The sequence below is a fragment of the Adonisia turfae CCMR0081 genome, assembly GCF_011009555.1.
GTDB classification, from domain to species: Bacteria; Cyanobacteriota; Cyanobacteriia; order Phormidesmidales; family Phormidesmidaceae; genus Leptothoe; species Leptothoe turfae.
The window spans coordinates 2,349,744-2,368,880 of the sequence record NZ_QXHD01000004.1; the positions used below are offsets into that span (position 1 = coordinate 2,349,744).

At 45.8% G+C, this 19,137-nt stretch carries 12 protein-coding genes; 7 read left to right on the top strand and 5 right to left on the bottom strand.

Annotated elements, in window-relative coordinates:
- Positions 1–3,989 (bottom strand): amino acid adenylation domain-containing protein (locus DXZ20_RS14485; RefSeq protein ID WP_250565760.1); only part of this gene is annotated, 3,989 nt, incomplete at its 3' end.
- A 1,141-nt stretch (positions 3,990–5,130) separates the two neighbouring features.
- Positions 5,131–5,616: a GNAT family N-acetyltransferase gene (locus DXZ20_RS14490; protein WP_163698868.1), complete on the bottom strand. Its 486-nt coding sequence runs from the start codon at positions 5,614–5,616 to the stop codon at positions 5,131–5,133.
- Between the two features lie 1,031 nt (positions 5,617–6,647).
- On the opposite strand from DXZ20_RS14490, the gene DXZ20_RS14495 reads away from it, so the two are divergent.
- Entirely contained in the window at positions 6,648–10,346 is a 3,699-nt protein-coding gene (locus DXZ20_RS14495) for an NACHT domain-containing protein (RefSeq protein WP_163698870.1), read from the top strand.
- Between the two features lie 38 nt (positions 10,347–10,384).
- Here DXZ20_RS14495 and DXZ20_RS14500 read toward each other — a convergent pair whose 3' ends face one another.
- The 3 genes from DXZ20_RS14500 to DXZ20_RS14510 all read right to left on the bottom strand — a co-directional run bounded on the left by DXZ20_RS14500 (position 10,385) and on the right by DXZ20_RS14510 (position 13,266).
- The gene (locus DXZ20_RS14500; protein WP_163698872.1) at positions 10,385–11,935 is read right to left on the bottom strand and encodes an IS5 family transposase; all 1,551 of its coding nucleotides are present in this window, start codon (positions 11,933–11,935) and stop codon (positions 10,385–10,387) included.
- Between the two features lie 259 nt (positions 11,936–12,194).
- Positions 12,195–12,629, bottom strand: a complete 435-nt coding sequence (locus DXZ20_RS14505; RefSeq protein WP_163664978.1) for an ExbD/TolR family protein — start codon at positions 12,627–12,629, stop codon at positions 12,195–12,197.
- The gene (locus DXZ20_RS14510) at positions 12,616–13,266 is read right to left on the bottom strand and encodes a MotA/TolQ/ExbB proton channel family protein (RefSeq protein ID WP_163664980.1); all 651 of its coding nucleotides are present in this window, start codon (positions 13,264–13,266) and stop codon (positions 12,616–12,618) included. The genes DXZ20_RS14505 and DXZ20_RS14510 overlap by 14 nt, the downstream gene beginning before the upstream one ends.
- Positions 13,267–13,711: 445 nt before the next feature.
- On the opposite strand from DXZ20_RS14510, the gene DXZ20_RS14515 reads away from it, so the two are divergent.
- The 6 genes from DXZ20_RS14515 (at position 13,712) to DXZ20_RS14540 (ending at position 19,061) form a co-directional block, all read left to right on the top strand.
- On the top strand, positions 13,712–15,145 hold the full coding sequence (locus DXZ20_RS14515) for a TonB family protein (RefSeq protein WP_163698873.1): 1,434 nt from the start codon (positions 13,712–13,714) through the stop codon (positions 15,143–15,145).
- A gap of 5 nt (positions 15,146–15,150) precedes the next feature.
- Positions 15,151–16,176, top strand: a complete 1,026-nt coding sequence (locus DXZ20_RS14520; RefSeq protein ID WP_163664984.1) for a FecCD family ABC transporter permease — start codon at positions 15,151–15,153, stop codon at positions 16,174–16,176.
- Between the two features lie 4 nt (positions 16,177–16,180).
- Positions 16,181–17,242 carry a FecCD family ABC transporter permease gene (locus tag DXZ20_RS14525; protein ID WP_163698875.1) on the top strand — a complete coding sequence of 354 codons (1,062 nt, stop codon included), beginning with the start codon at positions 16,181–16,183 and terminating at the stop codon, positions 17,240–17,242.
- The gene (locus DXZ20_RS14530) at positions 17,239–18,045 is read left to right on the top strand and encodes an ABC transporter ATP-binding protein (RefSeq protein ID WP_163698877.1); all 807 of its coding nucleotides are present in this window, start codon (positions 17,239–17,241) and stop codon (positions 18,043–18,045) included. Before DXZ20_RS14525 ends, DXZ20_RS14530 begins: the two co-directional genes overlap by 4 nt.
- A 254-nt stretch (positions 18,046–18,299) precedes the next feature.
- Positions 18,300–18,695, top strand: coding sequence for a bleomycin resistance family protein (locus DXZ20_RS14535; protein ID WP_163698879.1), 396 nt, complete (start codon positions 18,300–18,302; stop codon positions 18,693–18,695).
- A 42-nt stretch (positions 18,696–18,737) separates the two neighbouring features.
- A complete protein-coding gene (locus tag DXZ20_RS14540) occupies positions 18,738–19,061 on the top strand; it encodes a hypothetical protein (protein ID WP_163698881.1) in 324 nt (107 codons plus the stop codon).
- Positions 19,062–19,137 lie beyond the last annotated feature (76 nt).

The following is a 19,137-nucleotide window of genomic DNA, read 5'->3' on the forward strand; positions in this document are numbered from 1 at the left end:
ATTGCTTTACTCACATAATCAACCGGTGTCATATCAATCATCCAATCTAAATCCGGTGCACTTTCAAGCTGAAGAAGACTACTCAAAAAGCGACACATTAAATCTGTTGGATTACATATTCCTGTTTGGGTGTGCCCAGTTACCATGCCTGGGCGATAGATACAAGCCGGAACCCCCAATGCTATGGCATGCGTAACGAGTTGCTCTGCCACCCATTTACTTTGAGCATAGCCTCCCGAAATACCAGAACCTTGGGCAATATTATCATTCTCATAAATAATCGATGGTCCTGTTGTTACCAAAGACTCAAAGACATCTAAAGTCGAGATATAGTGCACTGGTTTGAGCTTAGTATGAGTAGCGAGATTCAAGACAGATTGGGTCCCAAGTATATTGGTTGCCCTTAATGCTCGATAAGGATAAAACAAGTTAACATTGGCAGCGCTATGGTAGATAACATCTATAGTCTCAGCCAAATAGTTAACGTCTTCAAGGTCTAATCCCAATCCAGGACGGGCCATATTACCAATCAGAGGTTTGATTCTGTTATAGGGAATATCGAAGCCTGGTAAATTTTGTTGCAACGCCTGATGTAACCTTTTTTGACCTTTTTCACGTGTTTGTGCGCGCACCAAACAGTAAACAGTTGCATCTGTCTGTTTTAGTAGCTCATACAATAACGACGTACCAATAAATCCTGTCGCACCTGTGAGTAAAATCGACTGGGGATTGATCCAATTTGATTCAGGTTTTGACCAAGGACCTCCTGAAGAATATAAGTTGACCTCAAACAATGCTTCAGCCTCCAGCTGAGCTAGGGGCATGAACTCAGTAACGGTAGAAGATTTTTGTGTGTGGCCCAGCTGTTTGCATAGATCTGAGATAGTGGGTCGTTGGAAGAAATCGGCAAAGGAAAGCGTTAGTTTAAAGGAGCGTTCAACTTGTGCCATCAGCTGCATCAACCGTAACGAGTCACCCCCCAGTTCAAAGAAACTATCATTAATGCCAATGGGGGATACATTTAGAATGCTTGACCAAATCTCTGCTAGCTTTTCTTCTTGAATGGTTTGAGGGGCAACAAAAGACACCGATAGTTCTGGCCGAGAAGAATCAGGCAATGGTAATGATTTTCGATCAATTTTGCCGTTCGCATTGAGAGGAAATGTCTCTAATATCACAAACGCGGAAGGTACCATATAGTTGGGTAATGTTTGTGCAGCATAGGAGCGTAGCTGACTCGAAAGGATTTGAGTTATCTTGGCTTGCAACGGATTATTAGCATAGACGTTCCAAGGCTGGGGCAGTGGTTGCGGACCCATTGCTGGCAAAGGCTCAATGCTACCTAATTTATAGTCAGCCATATTCGCCTGGGGTTTAAAGAGGGCGTTAAAAGAACCACTATTTTCTGCACTGGGCCAGCTAATGGTAACGTCATAGGATAGCTCAGCGGCAATTTGTCTAAGCTCTTCAGGATCTACGCCATCAATATCTTTGGTTTGTGTCAGATAGCCTTTTAGGTCTGCAACGTTGCCAGAGAGCTGACATTGTTTAAGGACATCCACCGCTTTGATGGATTCTGAAACCCTGGCATTAGGAATATCTCGGAAACCTATGGCTTTCATGGTATAGCTTTTTAAGCGTTGTCGGAGTTTTGCAAGATCAAGGTATTGAGATGTCCAGTCTGACCAACTGGTTTCAACCATTAATTGGGGTGTTGCACCGACGTGTAAGACAACGTCATACCGAAATTGGCTAAGTTCGTTATGAAACTGGCTTTGTTTCAGTAAAACTTGAACCTGGCTAATTTGAGGCAGATAATCTTGCAGGGTTAAGAAAAAGGACGGATCGATGGTGAGTTCTTCTTCCTGACGTAGTCTTTTTTGAATACGTTGCCAGAGATCTGTTACAGGCAGATCATCAGGGGCTTTAAATAATTCTATAGACGTGGCGAATGCCTCTTGTAGGAGGTAGTTTCTAACATCGCCAATGAATAAAGAGCCACCCGGTTTAATGAAACGTACAGCCTGTTCTAGAACGTGGACTAAATAATCAATACTGGGAAAGTATTGTAAAACAGAGTTGAGAATCACTGTGTCATAGGAAGCCGGTTCTATACTGCTAAAGTCATCTGCAGCACAAAGTTTAAGATCAACGCGTGATGCTAGATCTTGTCTGCCTGTCAATTGTTTTTTGATATGTGCCAGCGAAACATCTGAAATATCTGTGCCAACGTAGCCCTTGCAATGGGGTGCCACTTGAAATAGCAAGAGTCCTGTACCACATCCAAGTTCTAACACATGGTCAGGCTTAAGGTTTAGAATTCGTTCAACGGTTGTATCAACCCATTCTTGCATTTCAATATCAGGCAGTAGTGCACCTGTGTAACTGCTAATCCAACCGCTGATATTGAATGTTTCATCCCATTCTGTATTGACAGCATTTAAGTGGTCATCGTTATGGATAACTTGCCACTGTTTGATTTGTTCTTGCTCAAGTTGGGTGCAAATTGACTCGTCAGCGCTGACGCTATCGTCAATCGACTGGCCCATCGTTGAAGACGGTATATGATTGACCACATAGGCAACTAGCCGCTTACTGCCGGAATTATCTTCTTGAGCGACAACAACAGCTTCTTGCACAGCAGGGTGCTGCTCTAGGATAGATTCAATCTCTTGTAACTCGACCCGAAAACCTCGAATTTTAATCTGATGATCGACACGCCCTAAAAATTCTAACTGTCCGTCTTTACAATAACGAGCTAAGTCACCTGTTTTATAAAGTCGAATCGTTTGATTATTTTCGTCTAACGTTGTCACTAAAAACTTATCCGCTGTCAAATCAGGGCGATTTAAATAACCTGATGCTAGACCTCGTCCACCGATATATAACTCCCCCGAACTCTCTGCATGAACAGGTCTCATCTGCTCATCGAGAATATACGCCTGGACATGGCTTAATGGCCTGCCAATGGGAGCAATACCATTATTTACATCCTTATCTGTATAGGGCCCAGCTAAATGGCAATACGTTGCAACCACTGTCGTTTCTGTTGGACCATAGGTATTCACTAGCTGAACCTGAGGGCTCACATACTGTTTCCAGATATTGACCCATTGGGGCAGCACTCGCTCTCCTCCAATAATGGTGAGTCTAATAGTTGGCGATAGGTGTAGAGTATCTAATGAGGCACACAGCTGATGCCAAAAAGCAGTTGGCAAATCTAACACAGTTAGCTGCAATCTCTCGCAGGCTTGCAGAAAATCCGGAATGGATTTCAGCATATCTTTGGTGCGAAGGACTAATGTTGCCCCTTGGGTCAGGGTCAGGAAAATTTCCTCGATAGCCGCATCAAAACTAATCGATGCAAATTGCAATACGCGATCGTCAGCGACAATTCCATAGGCTTGATTGGCCGCAGAGACAAAATTTGCTAAGGCAACGTGCTCAACTAGAACCCCCTTGGGTTGCCCGGTGGAACCAGATGTGTAGATGACATAGGCTAATGAGCCTATTGTCAAAGATGGGAGGTTATAAACAGGATACTGGGCAATAATAGGCCAATCTGCATCTAAACAAATAGTGTTTGCACCATTAACTGGAAGTGCTGAGACTAAAGATTTTTGCGTCAGTAAACATGAAACTTGAGAGTCTTTCAATATCCAATTAAGACGCTCTTCGGGATAGGTAGGATCTAAGGGAACGTAGGCCCCACCTGCTTTTAGAATAGCGAAGACCCCTATGACCATCTCAAAAGAGCGATCAATGCATAGCCCCACCAATACACCAGGTCTGACACCTTGTGTACGCAAGTAATGAGCAAGTTGGTTAGCACGGGAGTTTAAGGCTTGATAACTCAAATGCTGACCCATAAATTCAATTGCCGTCGCGGTAGGTCTGATATTGACCTGGGTTTCAAATAACCGAACAACAAATTTTAGGCTCTCAACAGAACCCTCCGGTGAGCGATTCCTAAGATCTACAAAAACCATTTACTTGATTCCCCCAAACACTGACAACAGGCCTGACAACTTTGGTTCCTAAATCGACTCTAGGGCTGCTGTATCACTAGACACCCACGTTGGTCTAGATAGTGACACTAAAAACCAAGCCCTTATCTAACAGGGACTGTGAAAGGTATGATATAGGACTATTATTGACCACCACCAGGCCGATACCGGTGATCAATGGCCTTGCCTATCCCGACAACAAAGTCATTGCCGAAGCGCCCAAAATCCCTAAAGACCTTGGGGAAGTATAATTCTAAAGAGTGAACATTTTATCGAGCAAACAGAACAGTGAATCCCTCTAAATGGATAGGCTTCATACTTCCCATGACTCTCAAAAAAGACTTTTTGACATCCATAGACTTGGCAATTAGTGAACGTATTATCTCAAATCAAACGTTGACATGCGCTAATTTTCAATACAGTAATATTCTGCATTGATGGGTCGACTGGATTAAAATCGCCAATCATCAATCATCTGAGACAAAGGACAATTCAGTCGAAAAACCAAAACGGGGCTTCTCTCTCCGATCTTGTTTTACGCCTTATCCTACCTTGATAAAAACCGTATTCCACGCTTTGTGTAGTATCAAAGAATACAATAGCTCCATTGCCACAAATTTATATCCAATTAAAATATTAAAGAAACCTTAAGTCCCAAGGGCTGTGCCATAGGTCCTTAGGTGTGAATACTGAGATTTCCCCCTACAAATTAACCTGTCGTACTCTACAGCTTTTTCACGATATGTACTCCAGAACATCGGAGTATGGTCATGAGAACAAAGAAAAACCTTTTTCTTTGTTCTCATTCCGTATTTCCTCTGTTTACATTACAGCTTCTCTTTTGCTAAAGACAATGCCCATAGCGCCAAAAGGCTTTCTGAACCATTTATTGGTGCTATATTGGGCGAGTGAGAGGAAAATATTTTTTGATTTTTAGGTTTTTGTACTGAATAAAATGTACTTAACGCTATTTTTATACTAATAGGCTTATGTATCCCCACGTTAATGTCGTATAATCTGGCAGGGTATCTGTTAAACAATTTTTTCTGTTCTGTTTTTAGAAAACATACGTCAAGAGGATCGTGTTATCTTTTGAGCAAGATAGATTGTTAATGCCATTACATTAACGGTGATCAATTTTAAGTTCTAGTAGGAATAACTCAACCAGATAACGTTCGAACTCTACACCCTGCAGAGAAACCACTTCAGTGTCATACAGTTGAAAACCAAATTTCTTAAATAGCCCTAAGCTAAACTCACTGGCTTCCGCGTAAAGTCTTGGCATGCGATGTTCATGGGCATAGTTCAGTACAGTTTTCATTAATTTAGAACCAATACCCTGATGAAGACTGTCGTATCGAACATAGGCTGATGCCACATGACCATTGTCTCCAATGCCTGAAAATCCTAGGATACCTGTTTTATCAATCGCAACAAACGTGGTAACTTCTAGAATAAGTTGACGAAAATGTTCAACATCTAAAGGGGAAGATGCCCACACTTCCGTTTGAGCCTTTGTGTAGTATTGGGGGGCATGTACTAACACTGTCTGTCGAAACAGAGCTGACAGCTCCAATAGATCTGTTTCATTAGCAAGGCGAATATTCATTACTGATTGCACCTAATTGTTGTCATAAGCTTAATCAGCTTCTGAAGCTATCTTAAACTTCTTCTGACAGAGCGTTAACCTTAGCATTAGATATATGGGTATAGTATTTGCGATTTACAGTGAATATTCCGTACGCGTGCTTTATCTATCTAGATAGCTCTCTATTGAAGTGGAGTATGGATATAACAATTTTTAAGTTATTTTGGGCGTTGCCGCTCTTCAGTATTGTTTCATCTGCCACGTCTAGATTGTTTGAAGGCACTTACGCTTAAATAGCATTCCATTGCCCCATCCACTCATCCACCCCTCTACAGCCCCACCCTGGGCCTTTATTTTTGTACAGTCCCCTAATCCCATGATTACTCAGGGATAAGCTGAAGCTCAGAGGATTATTGGCACTTTAAAGATCTTTGCGTATCTAGCTTTATGGGGAACAGAGCAGAGTCATTGGGCGTGAACATGGGTTTAAAGAGCACCATGGGTTTCTTAGCCAAGCAAGGTTGATGTACAGAAGGCTGTACCCATGATGGGTACCGATCGCCAAGGGGTCCTGAAGCTTCAGAAAGCAAAACTGTAAACACCTTTAGCCATAAACTAATCCCTATATAAAGGGTAATAGAATCAAAGTACAAAGTTTTCTCAACTGTATAAATTAGGCATTGGGTTCAAAAATCCAGTGCCTTACTGATCGTCTGGATTCTGAACACCTAGCTAGTTGGAATTTCTTAACATGAATAGATACGCTAAAATGACTAGATCACGTCCAGAGTGGATCAAGGTAGACTCACAGCATAGTCCCATGTAAAAATCATCACAATGAGTTCTTAAAAAGGAATGATCGTCCTATCATGTCTGAAGAGGCCCAATCGTTATCTAGCCTAATTATTGACGCATTGGGAACCAGGAGAGGATTTTTCTTCGGCCTGCTCAAAAAGCGTCCTAATCCACAGACGAGGCAAGCTATTTTGACTGCCTCTCAGGCATATGTGCACAGATTTAGACAACGTCATGGCAAGCTTAAGGTTCTGGGCATGAGCAAGCCCGTAAGCCTCGACTCGGTTTACGTTCCTGTACGTTTTTTGGAAGAAAGCGAAATTAATAAATCTATGTCAATTGATGACATGGAAAAGGCTTGTCGAGATCGCAACGAGCGCAAGCTACGTTCCAGTTCAAAACGGCAGAAAACAGCCATACATGTTGCCAACGAGCTTCAGTATTTATCAGTGATTGGTGCACCCGGTGTTGGTAAAACGACGCTGCTTCGGAAAATTGGTTTAGAAGCCCTCAAACATGCGAATGAAACTGAGTTTCATCATGCCTGTATACCCCTTTGGATTGATTTAAAAAAATTTACTGAGGGAGCGGTCGGGTTTCAAGCCTATATTGCCAATGAATTAGAATCATTTGACTTTCCAAGCAGCTTAGAAATTACTGAAAATGCCTTAAAGAAAGGACGTTTTTTAATCTTATTTGATGGTCTAGATGAAGTCTCATCAAAGCGTCGTTATAAAGTCCTTGATAAAATTGAGGCCTTTGTAGAACGCTATAAGAAAAATCGCTACGTTATTTCTTGTCGAGCAGCTGCTTATCGTAGTCCGTCGCCAAGTTTTCGAGAGATAACCTTGGCGGGTAATGGTCAAGATCAGATTAAAAATTTTATTTTTAACTGGTTCACTGTCGATCGGGAAGATGGTTCTGAAGCAGCGGAGAAGTGTTGGAAGTCCATTCGGAAATCAGATAATGTTGCGGTTAGAGAGCTTGCCCGTACGCCGCTGCTGCTGACATTTTTATGTCTGGTTTATAGCCGTTCTTTAACATTTTCGGGTAACAGAAGCATCCTTTACCATGAGGGCCTGCGCATTCTGTTAGAGAAATGGTTTGATGAAAAGCGGGTCTCCAACGAAGTCATTTATGAAGGTCTGCATGTAGAGCTTGAGGAGAAACTGTTGGCAGAAATTGCCTACAAGGCTTTTAGAGATGACAAAATTCTATTCACTAAAGTCAATCTAGTCGAGCATATTCGGGAATTTTTGCTCAGAGAATTGAATGCGCCCAGTAACCTGAGTGGAGAGAATATATTAGATGCGATCGCAATTCAGCAAGGCATCCTGGTCGAGCAGTCTGAGGGCATTTATTCATTTTCACACCTTACCTTTCAAGAATTTTTAGTTGCCAAGTACATCCACGAAAACTACAGCAACCAAGCTCTTTCAGAGATGGTACGGCTATACGCCAATGATAAGCGGTGGGAAGAAGTTTTTCTACTGATTGCTGGTCTCAAGTACGACGAAAGTAACGTTATTAACCTGCTGCTCTACCTCAACCAGGTAGCCCAAGGTTATATCAACACAGAACAGCTTAGCTCGCTATGGATGTGGGCTGCCCAAGTAACAGCGGATGAACCTACACCTGAGAAGCTGATCGAAAAACGTGCTAATGCCCTCTACCGAGCATTCCATTATAGTCGAATTTTAGCCCAAAGTTCCAAACTCAAAGGAGAGTTGGAAATCGTCCAAGCATTACTACAACCCTTTATCTATAATCTGAGGGCATCAAGTGATTTAACCCTGACAACCCATCTCATCAATGCATTCCAGAGTGTTGTTTTACAGGTTAAAAAAACGGGAAAACTCAGCGAAACAACAGCAAGAAAACGCACTCAAAGCGAACTTAAAAAAGCTGTTCAGTTAGCGAGACCTTTAGCTAACACAATCCGCAAGCGAGCCAGTGTTCGCAGCATGCGCTACCTGAAGAACCATGGGCAGCGTTCTTCCCTCGATGAAGATCTAAAGAACAACGAAATTTTCTCAGGTTCTGACTTTTTATCACTGTTCGAACAGCTCAACCGATTGAGTCTCAATATACCAGGCACCCAGTTTCCAAGCCATATTCATAAAAAGTTTCTAGATGAGCTTAAGCAAGTATGTCTAGGAATTTTAAAGATCGATGAAGCCTGGTTGATGCTGACTCGCCAGGAAGCCAAGGCCTGTCAAGATTGCTTATACGTAACACTGTTGATGTTGAAGTGCAGACAGGAAGCAAAACGTATATCGCCCGAGCTGTGGGACTCTGTTCAGGAACAAATTCTCTCCCTCACCACAGGGGGGTATCGAACAGCCATGTTGACAGCTCAAAGCTTTTTAGACCAAGTGGGCGCAATATCAAAACAGGAAAATGATGAGAATCTCTTAGTCACCAAGATTTCAGACGAGTTTGGCTTAAACCCACCATTTTTTGTGGCCGCAGTAGCAGAATATCTGACGGAAGATATCCTCAACAAATTATGCCATAAATCTGATGAGATCAAAGCCCATAACGCAGATTTAACTGGGATCATCCTGTATGAGGCGCTACCTGAGAACGCACCGAGAAAGCTAATTGCCGATTTGAGAGCCCATCAAAACTTTAAGGTGATTCCCATTGCTTTGGCGGAAGTCGAACATGTCTTAACTGATGCCGATAGCTGCAAAGAAGTACTGATAAACTATGCTCGTCAATATACTGATACAGTTGACTTCTTCAGGGGCAAAAAGCCGATTCATGACAAACTACTGTTTTTTGGGCACGCTGAACTCCTGGAAGAACTAGCGACCGATTTAAAGGACAATCAAAACATCGGTTTATTTGGCCTGCGTAAGTCAGGAAAGTCATCTGTCCTCCATCAGCTATCTCTGATGTGCCAGGATCACGCTGTTATTTATATAGACTTGCAGAAGTACACCGACATTGGTTATGGCGTTGAGTTACTAGATGATATTTTGCAAACCCTCTATGCTTTAGTAAAAAATAGAAATCCATTGCTAGAGCAGCCCCCTCTTTTCTCAGAAAGTGGTCAACCCATCAAAGACGTATCGCGTGATTTTTACCAGCATTTCAAGAAATTATCTAAGGATCTTGAAGGCGTTGGCTATGAGCTACCGATCCTTTGCTGCCTCGACAATTTAGATAAGATTTTCCCACGTTCCAACGAAAAATTTGAGGAGAAAGCAGAAGAGTTTAATTTTGTATTCAGCGCATTACAGGGGTTGAGCCAGAAAGAACAGCTGGTCTCTTTAGTCGTCACTGCTGTAAGGCCGCAGTGTAATCGGATTAAGCAGTGGAACTTTTCTGACACCGCCGAGAATCCACTGCATCGGTTTTTTAAAGAGACGTTTCTAAAGCCATTTTCGATCCATGAGACCCTGGCTTTAGTTAATGGTCTTGGCAGCCTTATGCAGTGGGAGTTTGACTATCAAACGACCCAGGCTATTCACCGTCTGAGTGGTGGCCATCCCTTTTTGATTAGAAAGGTCGCTGGATTCTTAGTTCGAAAGGCCACCACTCAGACTGAGGCAGGTTCGACAGGGTATATAACGTTTGACTTTGCTCAACAACATCTGAGAAAAGTCTTTCGCGATCAGTCGTTGAAAGCCTATGTAGAACATGGCATTATTGGTGAGCTTAGGGCGTATAAGTCAAAACCTAAGGTGCATCATGTGTTGAATGCTCTGAGTATCATGACAACGGCATCTAATAGTACGGATGGTTGGCTGCGGGCAAGGACACTGTTAGGATTTCTATCTAAGAAATTAAATCTTTCAGAGATCCAATGTTTGGATGCGGTGCATGTCCTACAAAATTTTGGCATTGTGGAGCAGACGGAACATCCAGACGGATATGATTGTTATCGGATTCAGCTATTGTTATTACATCAGTGGTTCCAGATGCTAAGGAAATCTAAAAGTGCTTAATTAGGGTTTGCTGAAAAACTCAATAGAAATCTCAGGGATTATCCAGCAGCCCAGCCAGGGTCAGTAGCCCCTTTCCCAGGGTCGAGCCTTTTCAGCCAGTCCTTGCTGAAGGTGTCTGTAAAGGGTCTCACATCTGCCTGAGAGCGGCGGAGTAAGCGGATCACCCCCATCAAAAACAAGCCAATAAAACGGCGTAGCCGTTTCTCCAAGTTCATCACCAAACAAGTGATGGCAATCATGGTTTCAGCAGTTTGGGCGAGTTTGGCCATGACGTGTCCGAGTCCAAATCGTCGTTTGGCCTGACCAAACTTACCTTCGACAGTGACTCGAATACTCTCATCGTCTCGGGCTTGTTGTCGGAGGAAGGCGTGTTGAGCTTCATCGAGTGACGGTCGACCCAAGGGCGGACCACTTAGACGGATGCCATGCTGTTTACACCACCTCAAGTTATCGCGTGTCCGATAAATCTGGTCGGCATGCACTGAGGCGGGATAGTGTCCGGTGCGGGCGCGAAAGCGTTCTATCTGGGGTATCAAGTCTTCGGATTCATTAAAGTTATCCCAACTGAGACGGTCGAGAAACACATAGCCCGCCACACAACTCATGGCGAATTTGGCTCCAAATTCAACGGGGGTTCCGGCTTTACCGCGCACAATGGGTCGTACATGGGGCTGTGAAATACTCACAATGCGGTCATTAATCCGTCGCTGCTTGTGTTGATACATGTGCTGTTGTTGGCGATAGACCTCATAAATCACCAACAGGGTCTTGTACTCTCGTGGATTCAGCGCTGCAAGCGTTGCGCCTGCTTTGATTAACCGGTCAATGTACCCTAGGTTTCGTCGCACATAGTTGAGTTGTTGTCGGAGGCCTTTACGAATCAACTTGCGTGACTTCTTGCGCCGTTTCACAATCCTGAGGTAGTCTCTGCGGGCGGTTTGTCGATACGTTCGAGGCTTCTTTGGAAGACAGCCTGCTACCTGTTGATACAACTCATCAATGAGCCGTTCACTGTGCTCTCTCGCTTGGTTGAGTAAATCGAGGTCAGTCGGATAGTGAATATCGGCAGGCGCACAACTCGCATCCACAATCAATTGACCTTGATTGCCACTCGATGGCGGGGCTGGTGGATCTGAGTCATCATCGCTCTCGGATGCACTGTCCTCAGATGAGGCGGAGGCGGGGGCCATGCCTGCTTCAACCACCGACTCATTGACCGCTGACACCAGGTCGACACGGATTCGTTTGCGAAAATGAACCAGCATCGACGCATCAAACGGGGGCGTGTCGCTGTACTCATGCAGTCCAAGAAAATATTGCAGATACGGGTTCTCTCGTATTTGGTCTATCGTCTCTCGGTCGCTGGTACCCAATTTCTCTTTGATAATCAATGCGCCCAGAGCCATCCGAAAGCCCTTCGCTGGCGCTCCCATATCCTCGCTAAACTGGCTAGCATAGGTTGATTCGAACTCATCCCATGGGATCATCTCGGCCAGTTTCACCCAGCGATTCTCCGACGATAATTTGCCCCCAAACGGTAGATAAAAATCTTCGAAAGATAACTGGCCAGGTGATGATTGTCGGTACATTTCCCTGAGTAGGTGCAAGGGTTTTAAGCATTTTAGCCACTTTTTCGTGCACTTAAGCACATCTCAATACAATGAAACCCTTGCAAACTATGAAAGCTGGACTTCAACAGCAAACCCTAATTAAAGACGACCTCTGACGACAGTCTTTCTACATAAGAGAACAAAATCTCGATGGCAGCAATTTGGCCACTACTGCATCCACCCATTTACCCATCGACGCATCCACATTGGATAGTGGGCAAACTTACGCCACAAAGTACTAGCGATTTTCAACTGCATTAGGAGAAGCCGGCTTAGGTAAAGTAGCAATACCTAGACTGGCTCCTTCTATGGTTCTTAATTCATCCATGACTGTAATCACCTTGCCATGATAAGTCTGTTCATCTGCTTTGATAGTAATCAACACCGCTTGTTCAGGTTCAAGCTGAACCTGAATTCGCTCACGCAGAGTCTCTTCTGTAACAGATGCATCATCAAGAAAAAGGCTACCATCTGGCTGAATTGTGACCGTGAAGTCAGCCGGATCCTGTGGCTCAGACGTATCGGTTGTAGGTAAATTGACGGGTAGTCCTTCTGTGCGAGTTAGAAAAAGCGTCGAAACGATGAAAAATGCAAGAATTGCAAAAATCACATCGATCATCGGCAGGATATTAATCTCAAACTCATCTTCTTGCTCGTTGTCAAGGATGTGCATATTCTTGGCTTCCTAACTTGTTGGTGTAGTGATTTTCGTACAGTAATTCAAGCTGACCACCATGTTCTTGCAAAAGCGAAATCTGTCGTTTGTAAAGACCACGAAATAAATTAGCGAACAGTAATGTGAAGATGGCAACGACCATTCCCGTTGCTGTTGATACCAATGCTTCGCTAATGCCACTAGTGACCGCATTCGCATTGGTCCCAATACCACCAATTTCAATCGCGCCAAACGAATTAATGAGGCCTAAAATAGTTCCTAGAAGACCTAACAGTGGTGAGACTGTGATAATTGTCTGAAAAACAGTATTAAATCGCTTCAGAATGGGTAATTCTGCTTGGGTAGCACTTTCCAGTGCCAAACGAAACTGGCTAGGAGAAGGCTTCTCAAGCTCTAGCGCTTCAAGAAAAATACGAGAGATGGGTAAGTGAATATTTTGTCGCAAAAGTGTAAACACATCCATGGGCGTGCGACGGTAGGTTGCCAAAACTTGTTTTACGACTTTTCGTTGGCTGCGATTAATACGTATCCAAAAAACTAAGCGCTCAACGGAAAGTGCGATCGCGATTAACGAGAACAACGCAAGTGGCCACATCACAATTCCACCTGCTTGAAAAATCTCAGTCAAAGACATAACAAAACCTAATCACGCCTAAATCTCAAAAATCATCGTTGCTGCCGTCCACAGAAAGCTACCATGACACAAACTGGTAGAGCGTATCAACTGTTGATGACATTAGATGTCATATAGCAGTTCATTCTAATATACATAGATGAAATCTAAACGTACCAAGAACATTTCCCTGACAAGACCGAATAGATTTGATTGTAAGGCTTGGAACCGTTAAGACTTAGATAGAAATTAGATGGAGTCAATCGTAATTAAACTGACTGACTTATTTTCCTTTTTTTATCAATAGAGCTAAAATCAAACAGTCCACACCGAGTCTTAATTGACAAAGGTTATCAATAGCTTTTGTATGGCGCTTTCTCAATCTTGTATAGAGCAACATAATCGGGAAGAAGCTATTGCGCGCAGATGGGTTTGCTGGGGGTTAGTGTGTGCTGCTGGAAGTCATGTGGCACTGGTCCCTTTGTTAGCTCTTAGGCCAAGTTTTCTCCAGCAGAGTGAACCGGAGCGCATTGAGCTGATAGTCACAGCTCCACTTGAACCTGAAACTGAGATAGAGTCAGAGCCAGAGCCAGAGCCAGAAGAACCGCTTCCGCAACCAGAGCCACCCAAACCTCTACCTCAGAACGTCCAGCAGCCAACAGAGCGTGAAGTTGCCACAGAACCTGAGGCTGAGGCAGAACCTGAAGTTACCGAAGAGCCGGAGCCGGAGGCCGAGGTGGCAGAAGAGCCCGATAGCGCTCCTGCCGAAAACGAGCCTGCCGAAGGTCCAAGCGTTCAGCAACCCATACTCGAAGGCAATGGGCCGACTAGGGTGGACGGAACTTCTGGGCCCAGCATTGCCGTGCCTACTCTTGCCACCGGGGGAACAGGTTCAGAGGGCACAGGAACAGGTTCAGAGGACACAGGAACAGGTTCAGAGGGCACAGGAACAGGTTCTGAAACAACAACAGCAGCACGACGGGGGCCTGCTGCGCGCCCCTCGGGGCGAGGGAGTACTCAATTTGGCTGTCGCAATTGTATCCGACCCGACTATCCTGACGAAGCCTTAGACGATGCAGTCGAAGGACAACCAGCAATCGAATTTGAGGTGGATGAGGACGGCAACGTTATTAATGCCCGTGTTACTCAATCTAGCGGTAGTGCAGCTTTAGATCGAGCAGCCTTGGAAGCCGTCAGAGAATCAACATTTACCTCAGGTGGTCAAGGGCGTGCTCGTACAATTGAGGTGGACTTTTCCATTGAAGGTTCTGAACGTAATCGTGCTGCGCGGAGACGAGGTGAACGACAGACAGTGGAGGAATCTGCTCCTGTAGCTGACCCTTCACCTGTAACATCTCAGCCAGAAACGCCTGTTCCTGAAGCAGAAAATCCATCAAATGCAACGCCGCCATTAAATGCCAGCGATGAAACTGATAACAATAGTCAGCCAGCTGGTCCGGCACCAGTTTCTAATGAAACAGATGAAACAGATGAAGATGAATCGTCTTCAGAGCAGGAGACAGATGCGGCATTAGAGTCTCCCGATACGTCTGCCCCTGCTAGCAATGCTAGCCCAGAAACAGCTGAACCAGTTGTTCCTGTAACACCACAGCCATCGACAACACCATCAACGCCAGCACCCAGCAATCCCCAACCGACTACGCCAGCATCTTCGGTGCCCGAAACAAGCTCCCCAACGTCTCCCGCCCCACAGCCGAGTGCTCAACCGGCGGCCCCACAGCCAAGTCCACAACCGGCGGCACAGCCGAGTGCTCAACCGGCGGCCCCACAACCGAGTCCACAACCAGCACTACAGCCGAGTCCACAACCGGCGGCACAGCCCAGGCCACAACCGGCGGCAGATCCACCGCCTACTAGTGCACCAGTACCGGAAAGCTAGTACACATGGAGAGAGTTAAAAATCAATTGTTCATTCCCTCACGAACAACCCTACTCACAGCGGGATATGTTATTGGAATTTCGCTGTTGTTGACATGCTTGATTGCCAGTATCGCTTTAGGCGTTGCTGACATTGCACCCATGGATGTTTATCAGGCATTAGTCTCTCCCAATGGTTCTACAGAACACTTAATTATTCGTACCGTACGATTACCCCGCTCCATAACGGCCTTGTTGGTTGGGGCCGCCGTAGCAGTATCTGGAGCCATCATGCAGGGACTGACGCGGAATCCCTTGGCTGATCCTGGTATTTTAGGGATCAACTCTGGTGCGGCTTTAGCCGTGGTTGTTTCAGTCTTTTGGTTTAACTCCACATCGCTGAGTGTCTATGCTGGGTTTGCATTAGTTGGGGCAGCTATTGCAGCCGTTACGGTTTATGGTTTGGGGTCCCTAGGGCGAGGGGGACTGAATCCTCTTAATCTAACGATTGCTGGAGCTGCCCTGACGGCTTTGGTCTCATCGTTAACGACGGGGATTTTGATCCTTAGCCAGCGGACCTTAGAAGAGATTCGCTTTTGGTTAGCTGGGTCTGTGGCTGGGCGAGATATGGAACTCGTGCTCCAGGTGATGCCTTTCTTGCTGTTAGGGCTGGTTTTAGGTTTAGCCATGGGCAAACAGTTGACCACCTTAAGTCTGGGGGATGCTGTTGCTAAAGGGTTAGGTCAAAAGACTATCTGGGTCAAGGTGTTTGCCGCCATCAGTGTTGTTTTATTAGCCGGAGGTTCGGTCGCGATCGCAGGTCCCATTGGTTTTCTAGGCCTGATTGTTCCTCACATTGTGCGATTCTGGGCAGGGGCCGACTACCGTTGGATTCTTCCTTATTCAGCTCTATGTGGGGCAATTTTGTTGCTGTTGGCTGACATTGGTGCTCGACTCATTATTCAACCCCAAGAACTACCGGTGGGTATTGTTATGCCGCTACTAGGAGCACCGTTCTTCATTTATCTCACGCGTTCTCGGGTGAGGCGATAGCATTATGCAAAAAACAAGGCAGTCCCAAGACCATCTACAGTGGCTAATCCTACGAACAGGGTTTCTGTCTGTACGCCTGGATCGGCGAGTCCCCAAAGTTTTGTTGGGTCTGATGCTAGTGACTCTGTTGGCCATGGTATGGAGCGTTGGTCAAGGCGAATATCCAGTGCCCCCGCTAGATGTGATCCGCACTGTGTTGGGATTACCGACGGATAACCCAGACTATGGGTTTATTGTCAATACACTGCGTTTGCCAAGAACCTTAGTGGCCTGGGGGGTGGGTATGGCCCTAGGCATGGCAGGTACCCTAACCCAGGGGATTACCCGGAATCCCCTGGCCGCCCCTGGCATTATCGGTGTGAATGCCGGGGCCACTCTGGCTGCGGTCAGTCTAATTGTTGTTTTCCCTTGGGTACCGATAGCCGTACTCCCCCTGGCCGCTTTTATGGGGGCCCTCGCAGTTGCTGTCTTGATATACCTGCTGGCCTGGAATGGAGGGGCTTCTCCAGTCAGGCTAATTTTAGTGGGTGTGGGCTTTAGCTTAGTGGCGGGTGCCTTAACGAATCTAATGGTTACCTTTGGTAATATTTACGATGTTAGTCAGGCGCTGGTGTGGTTGGCAGGCAGTGTGTATGGTCGCAGCTGGGCCCAGGTGTTTGCCTTTACACCCTGGCTAATTGTTTTTGGCTTGTTGTCACTGGTGCTGAGCCGAGAGCTGAATGCTCTACAAATGGGAGATGATGTAGCCCGTAGTCTGGGCAGCCGGTTGGAATGGCAACGTGGCTGGTTGTTACTGAGTTCGGTAGCCTTGGCTGGGGCGGCGGTGGCCACAGCAGGGAGTATTGGTTTTATTGGTTTAATGGCTCCCCACATTGCGCGTCAGCTAGTGGGGCCTTCCCATGAGGGGCTGTTGCCAACGGCAGCTCTGACCGGGGGAATGGTGGTGGTGGTGGCTGACCTGATGGGTCGGCTGTTATTTGCGCCCATTGAATTACCCTGTGGCATCATCACCGCTGTGATTGGTGCGCCTTATTTTCTGTATTTATTGATTCGCGATCGCAAATGACAGATCCCGCTCTCACCACCCGTAAACTGACCCTGGCCTATGATGGCAAACCCATTATTGAGGGATTGGACCTGGCCATTCCCTCAAGCAAAATTACGGTTCTCGTGGGACCCAATGGCTGTGGCAAATCCACGTTACTTAAAGGGTTGGGGCGACTGCTCAAACCACAGCAGGGCATTGTCTATCTAGATAGCACTTCCATTTTCAAACTGCCTACTAAAGATGTAGCAAAACAGTTAGGACTATTGCCCCAGGGGCCTACTGCGCCGGAAGGATTGACGGTGCGAGAGCTTGTAGCCCAGGGGCGCTACCCCTACCAGAGCTGGCTACAGCAGTGGAGCCAAGACGATGAAAAAGAAGTCGAAGCCGCCTTAGCAATGACAGAACTCCAAGAATTTGCAGAAAGACCCGTGGACAGTCTTTCTGGAGGACAGCGCCAGCGTGCCTGGATTGCCATGACCTTAGCGCAAAACACCCAGATTTTACTGTTGGATGAACCCACCACCTTTCTCGACTTAGCCCATCAGATTGAGGTGTTGGATTTGCTCTATGACCTCAACCAGCGAGAGGGGCGCACCATTGTTATGGTGTTGCATGAACTCAATCAGGCCTGTCGCTATGGCGATCACATCATCGCCATCAAAGCTGGCCAGGTATGTGCCCAAGGAAAGCCTCACCAGGTGATGACCGAAACATTGGTGAGAGATGTGTTTGGTCTCGATTGTCAAATTGTCAGCGATCCGGTAGCGGGCACACCTCTGTGTATTCCCATTGGACGTAAGGTCTCGGTCTCACAATACTAATGTTGCTCTGTTACTCAGGGATTGTCCTATGGGCTCGTCATGCCTGCACACCATTAAGGTAATCGGCTTGCTAATCCCATATAAGTTATGTAAAGCAGGTTGCCACAGTACAAATTTACTATACTACGATCTAGAGGTCCGGTTTTTAATGAGCCACTGGGTGTTGAATCATGGGCTGGGCTAACTATCGCTCTTTGTCGTGTCGATTAGTGCCGATCGCTTAGCACCGACTTAAAATCACAGAAACTGAGGATATGAAAGCTAAAGTAATCACCCCGATTCTAAATGTTTCGAGTCTACAGGAAAGTTTGGAATGGTTCGAGAAATTAGGTTGGCAGAAGCTCTGGGATTGGGGCGATCCCCCTGGATATGGAGCCGTGGGTTCTGGAGAATGTGAGATTTTTCTATGTCAGGATGGTCAGGGTGGCCGTGGTAAGGGCAACAACTCAAGTACATTCGGCCCTGGTGGTGATGAAACCCAAGACAAAGGGGCCTGGATGTCCATTTTGGTGGAGAATGTGGATCAGGTTTATGCCCTTGCTCTTGAGAACGGGATTGAGGTTGTTTTTCCTCCCGAAGATATGCCTTGGAAAGCCAGGGAATGTCACCTAAGACATCCCGATGGTCATGTGTTTCGGGTCAGTCAGTAGCTCAGTGCGTTGTAGCTAGGATTAAGGGAACGAGGTTTCAGCATGAAGCGTAAAAAATCAGATGACTATTACGTAGAGCTACCGGAGGGTATCTCTACGGATGAAATGCATGGGGTTTTAGAAAAAGCGGCAGAGACTGTGGGCATGTACATCTCCCATGTGGGCGGTTACTCACGTAAGAAATATCCCAATTCTGTACACTGGCATTTTAAGCGCGATCGCAAAGAACCCGGTCTTCTAGATGCCACATTCTGGGATGTTAAAAACTTGTTTTGGTTGATGATCCGACACCGCGAACCCCAGTGGGTCCATGAGATAGTGCCAATATTCTTAACAGCTATAAAAAAAGAGATTCAAGCGTTATAAATAGAGCCATCTGGAAACACCATTACCCCATCACTTATCCACCCATCTACAGCCCCACCCTGGGTCTTTATGTTTG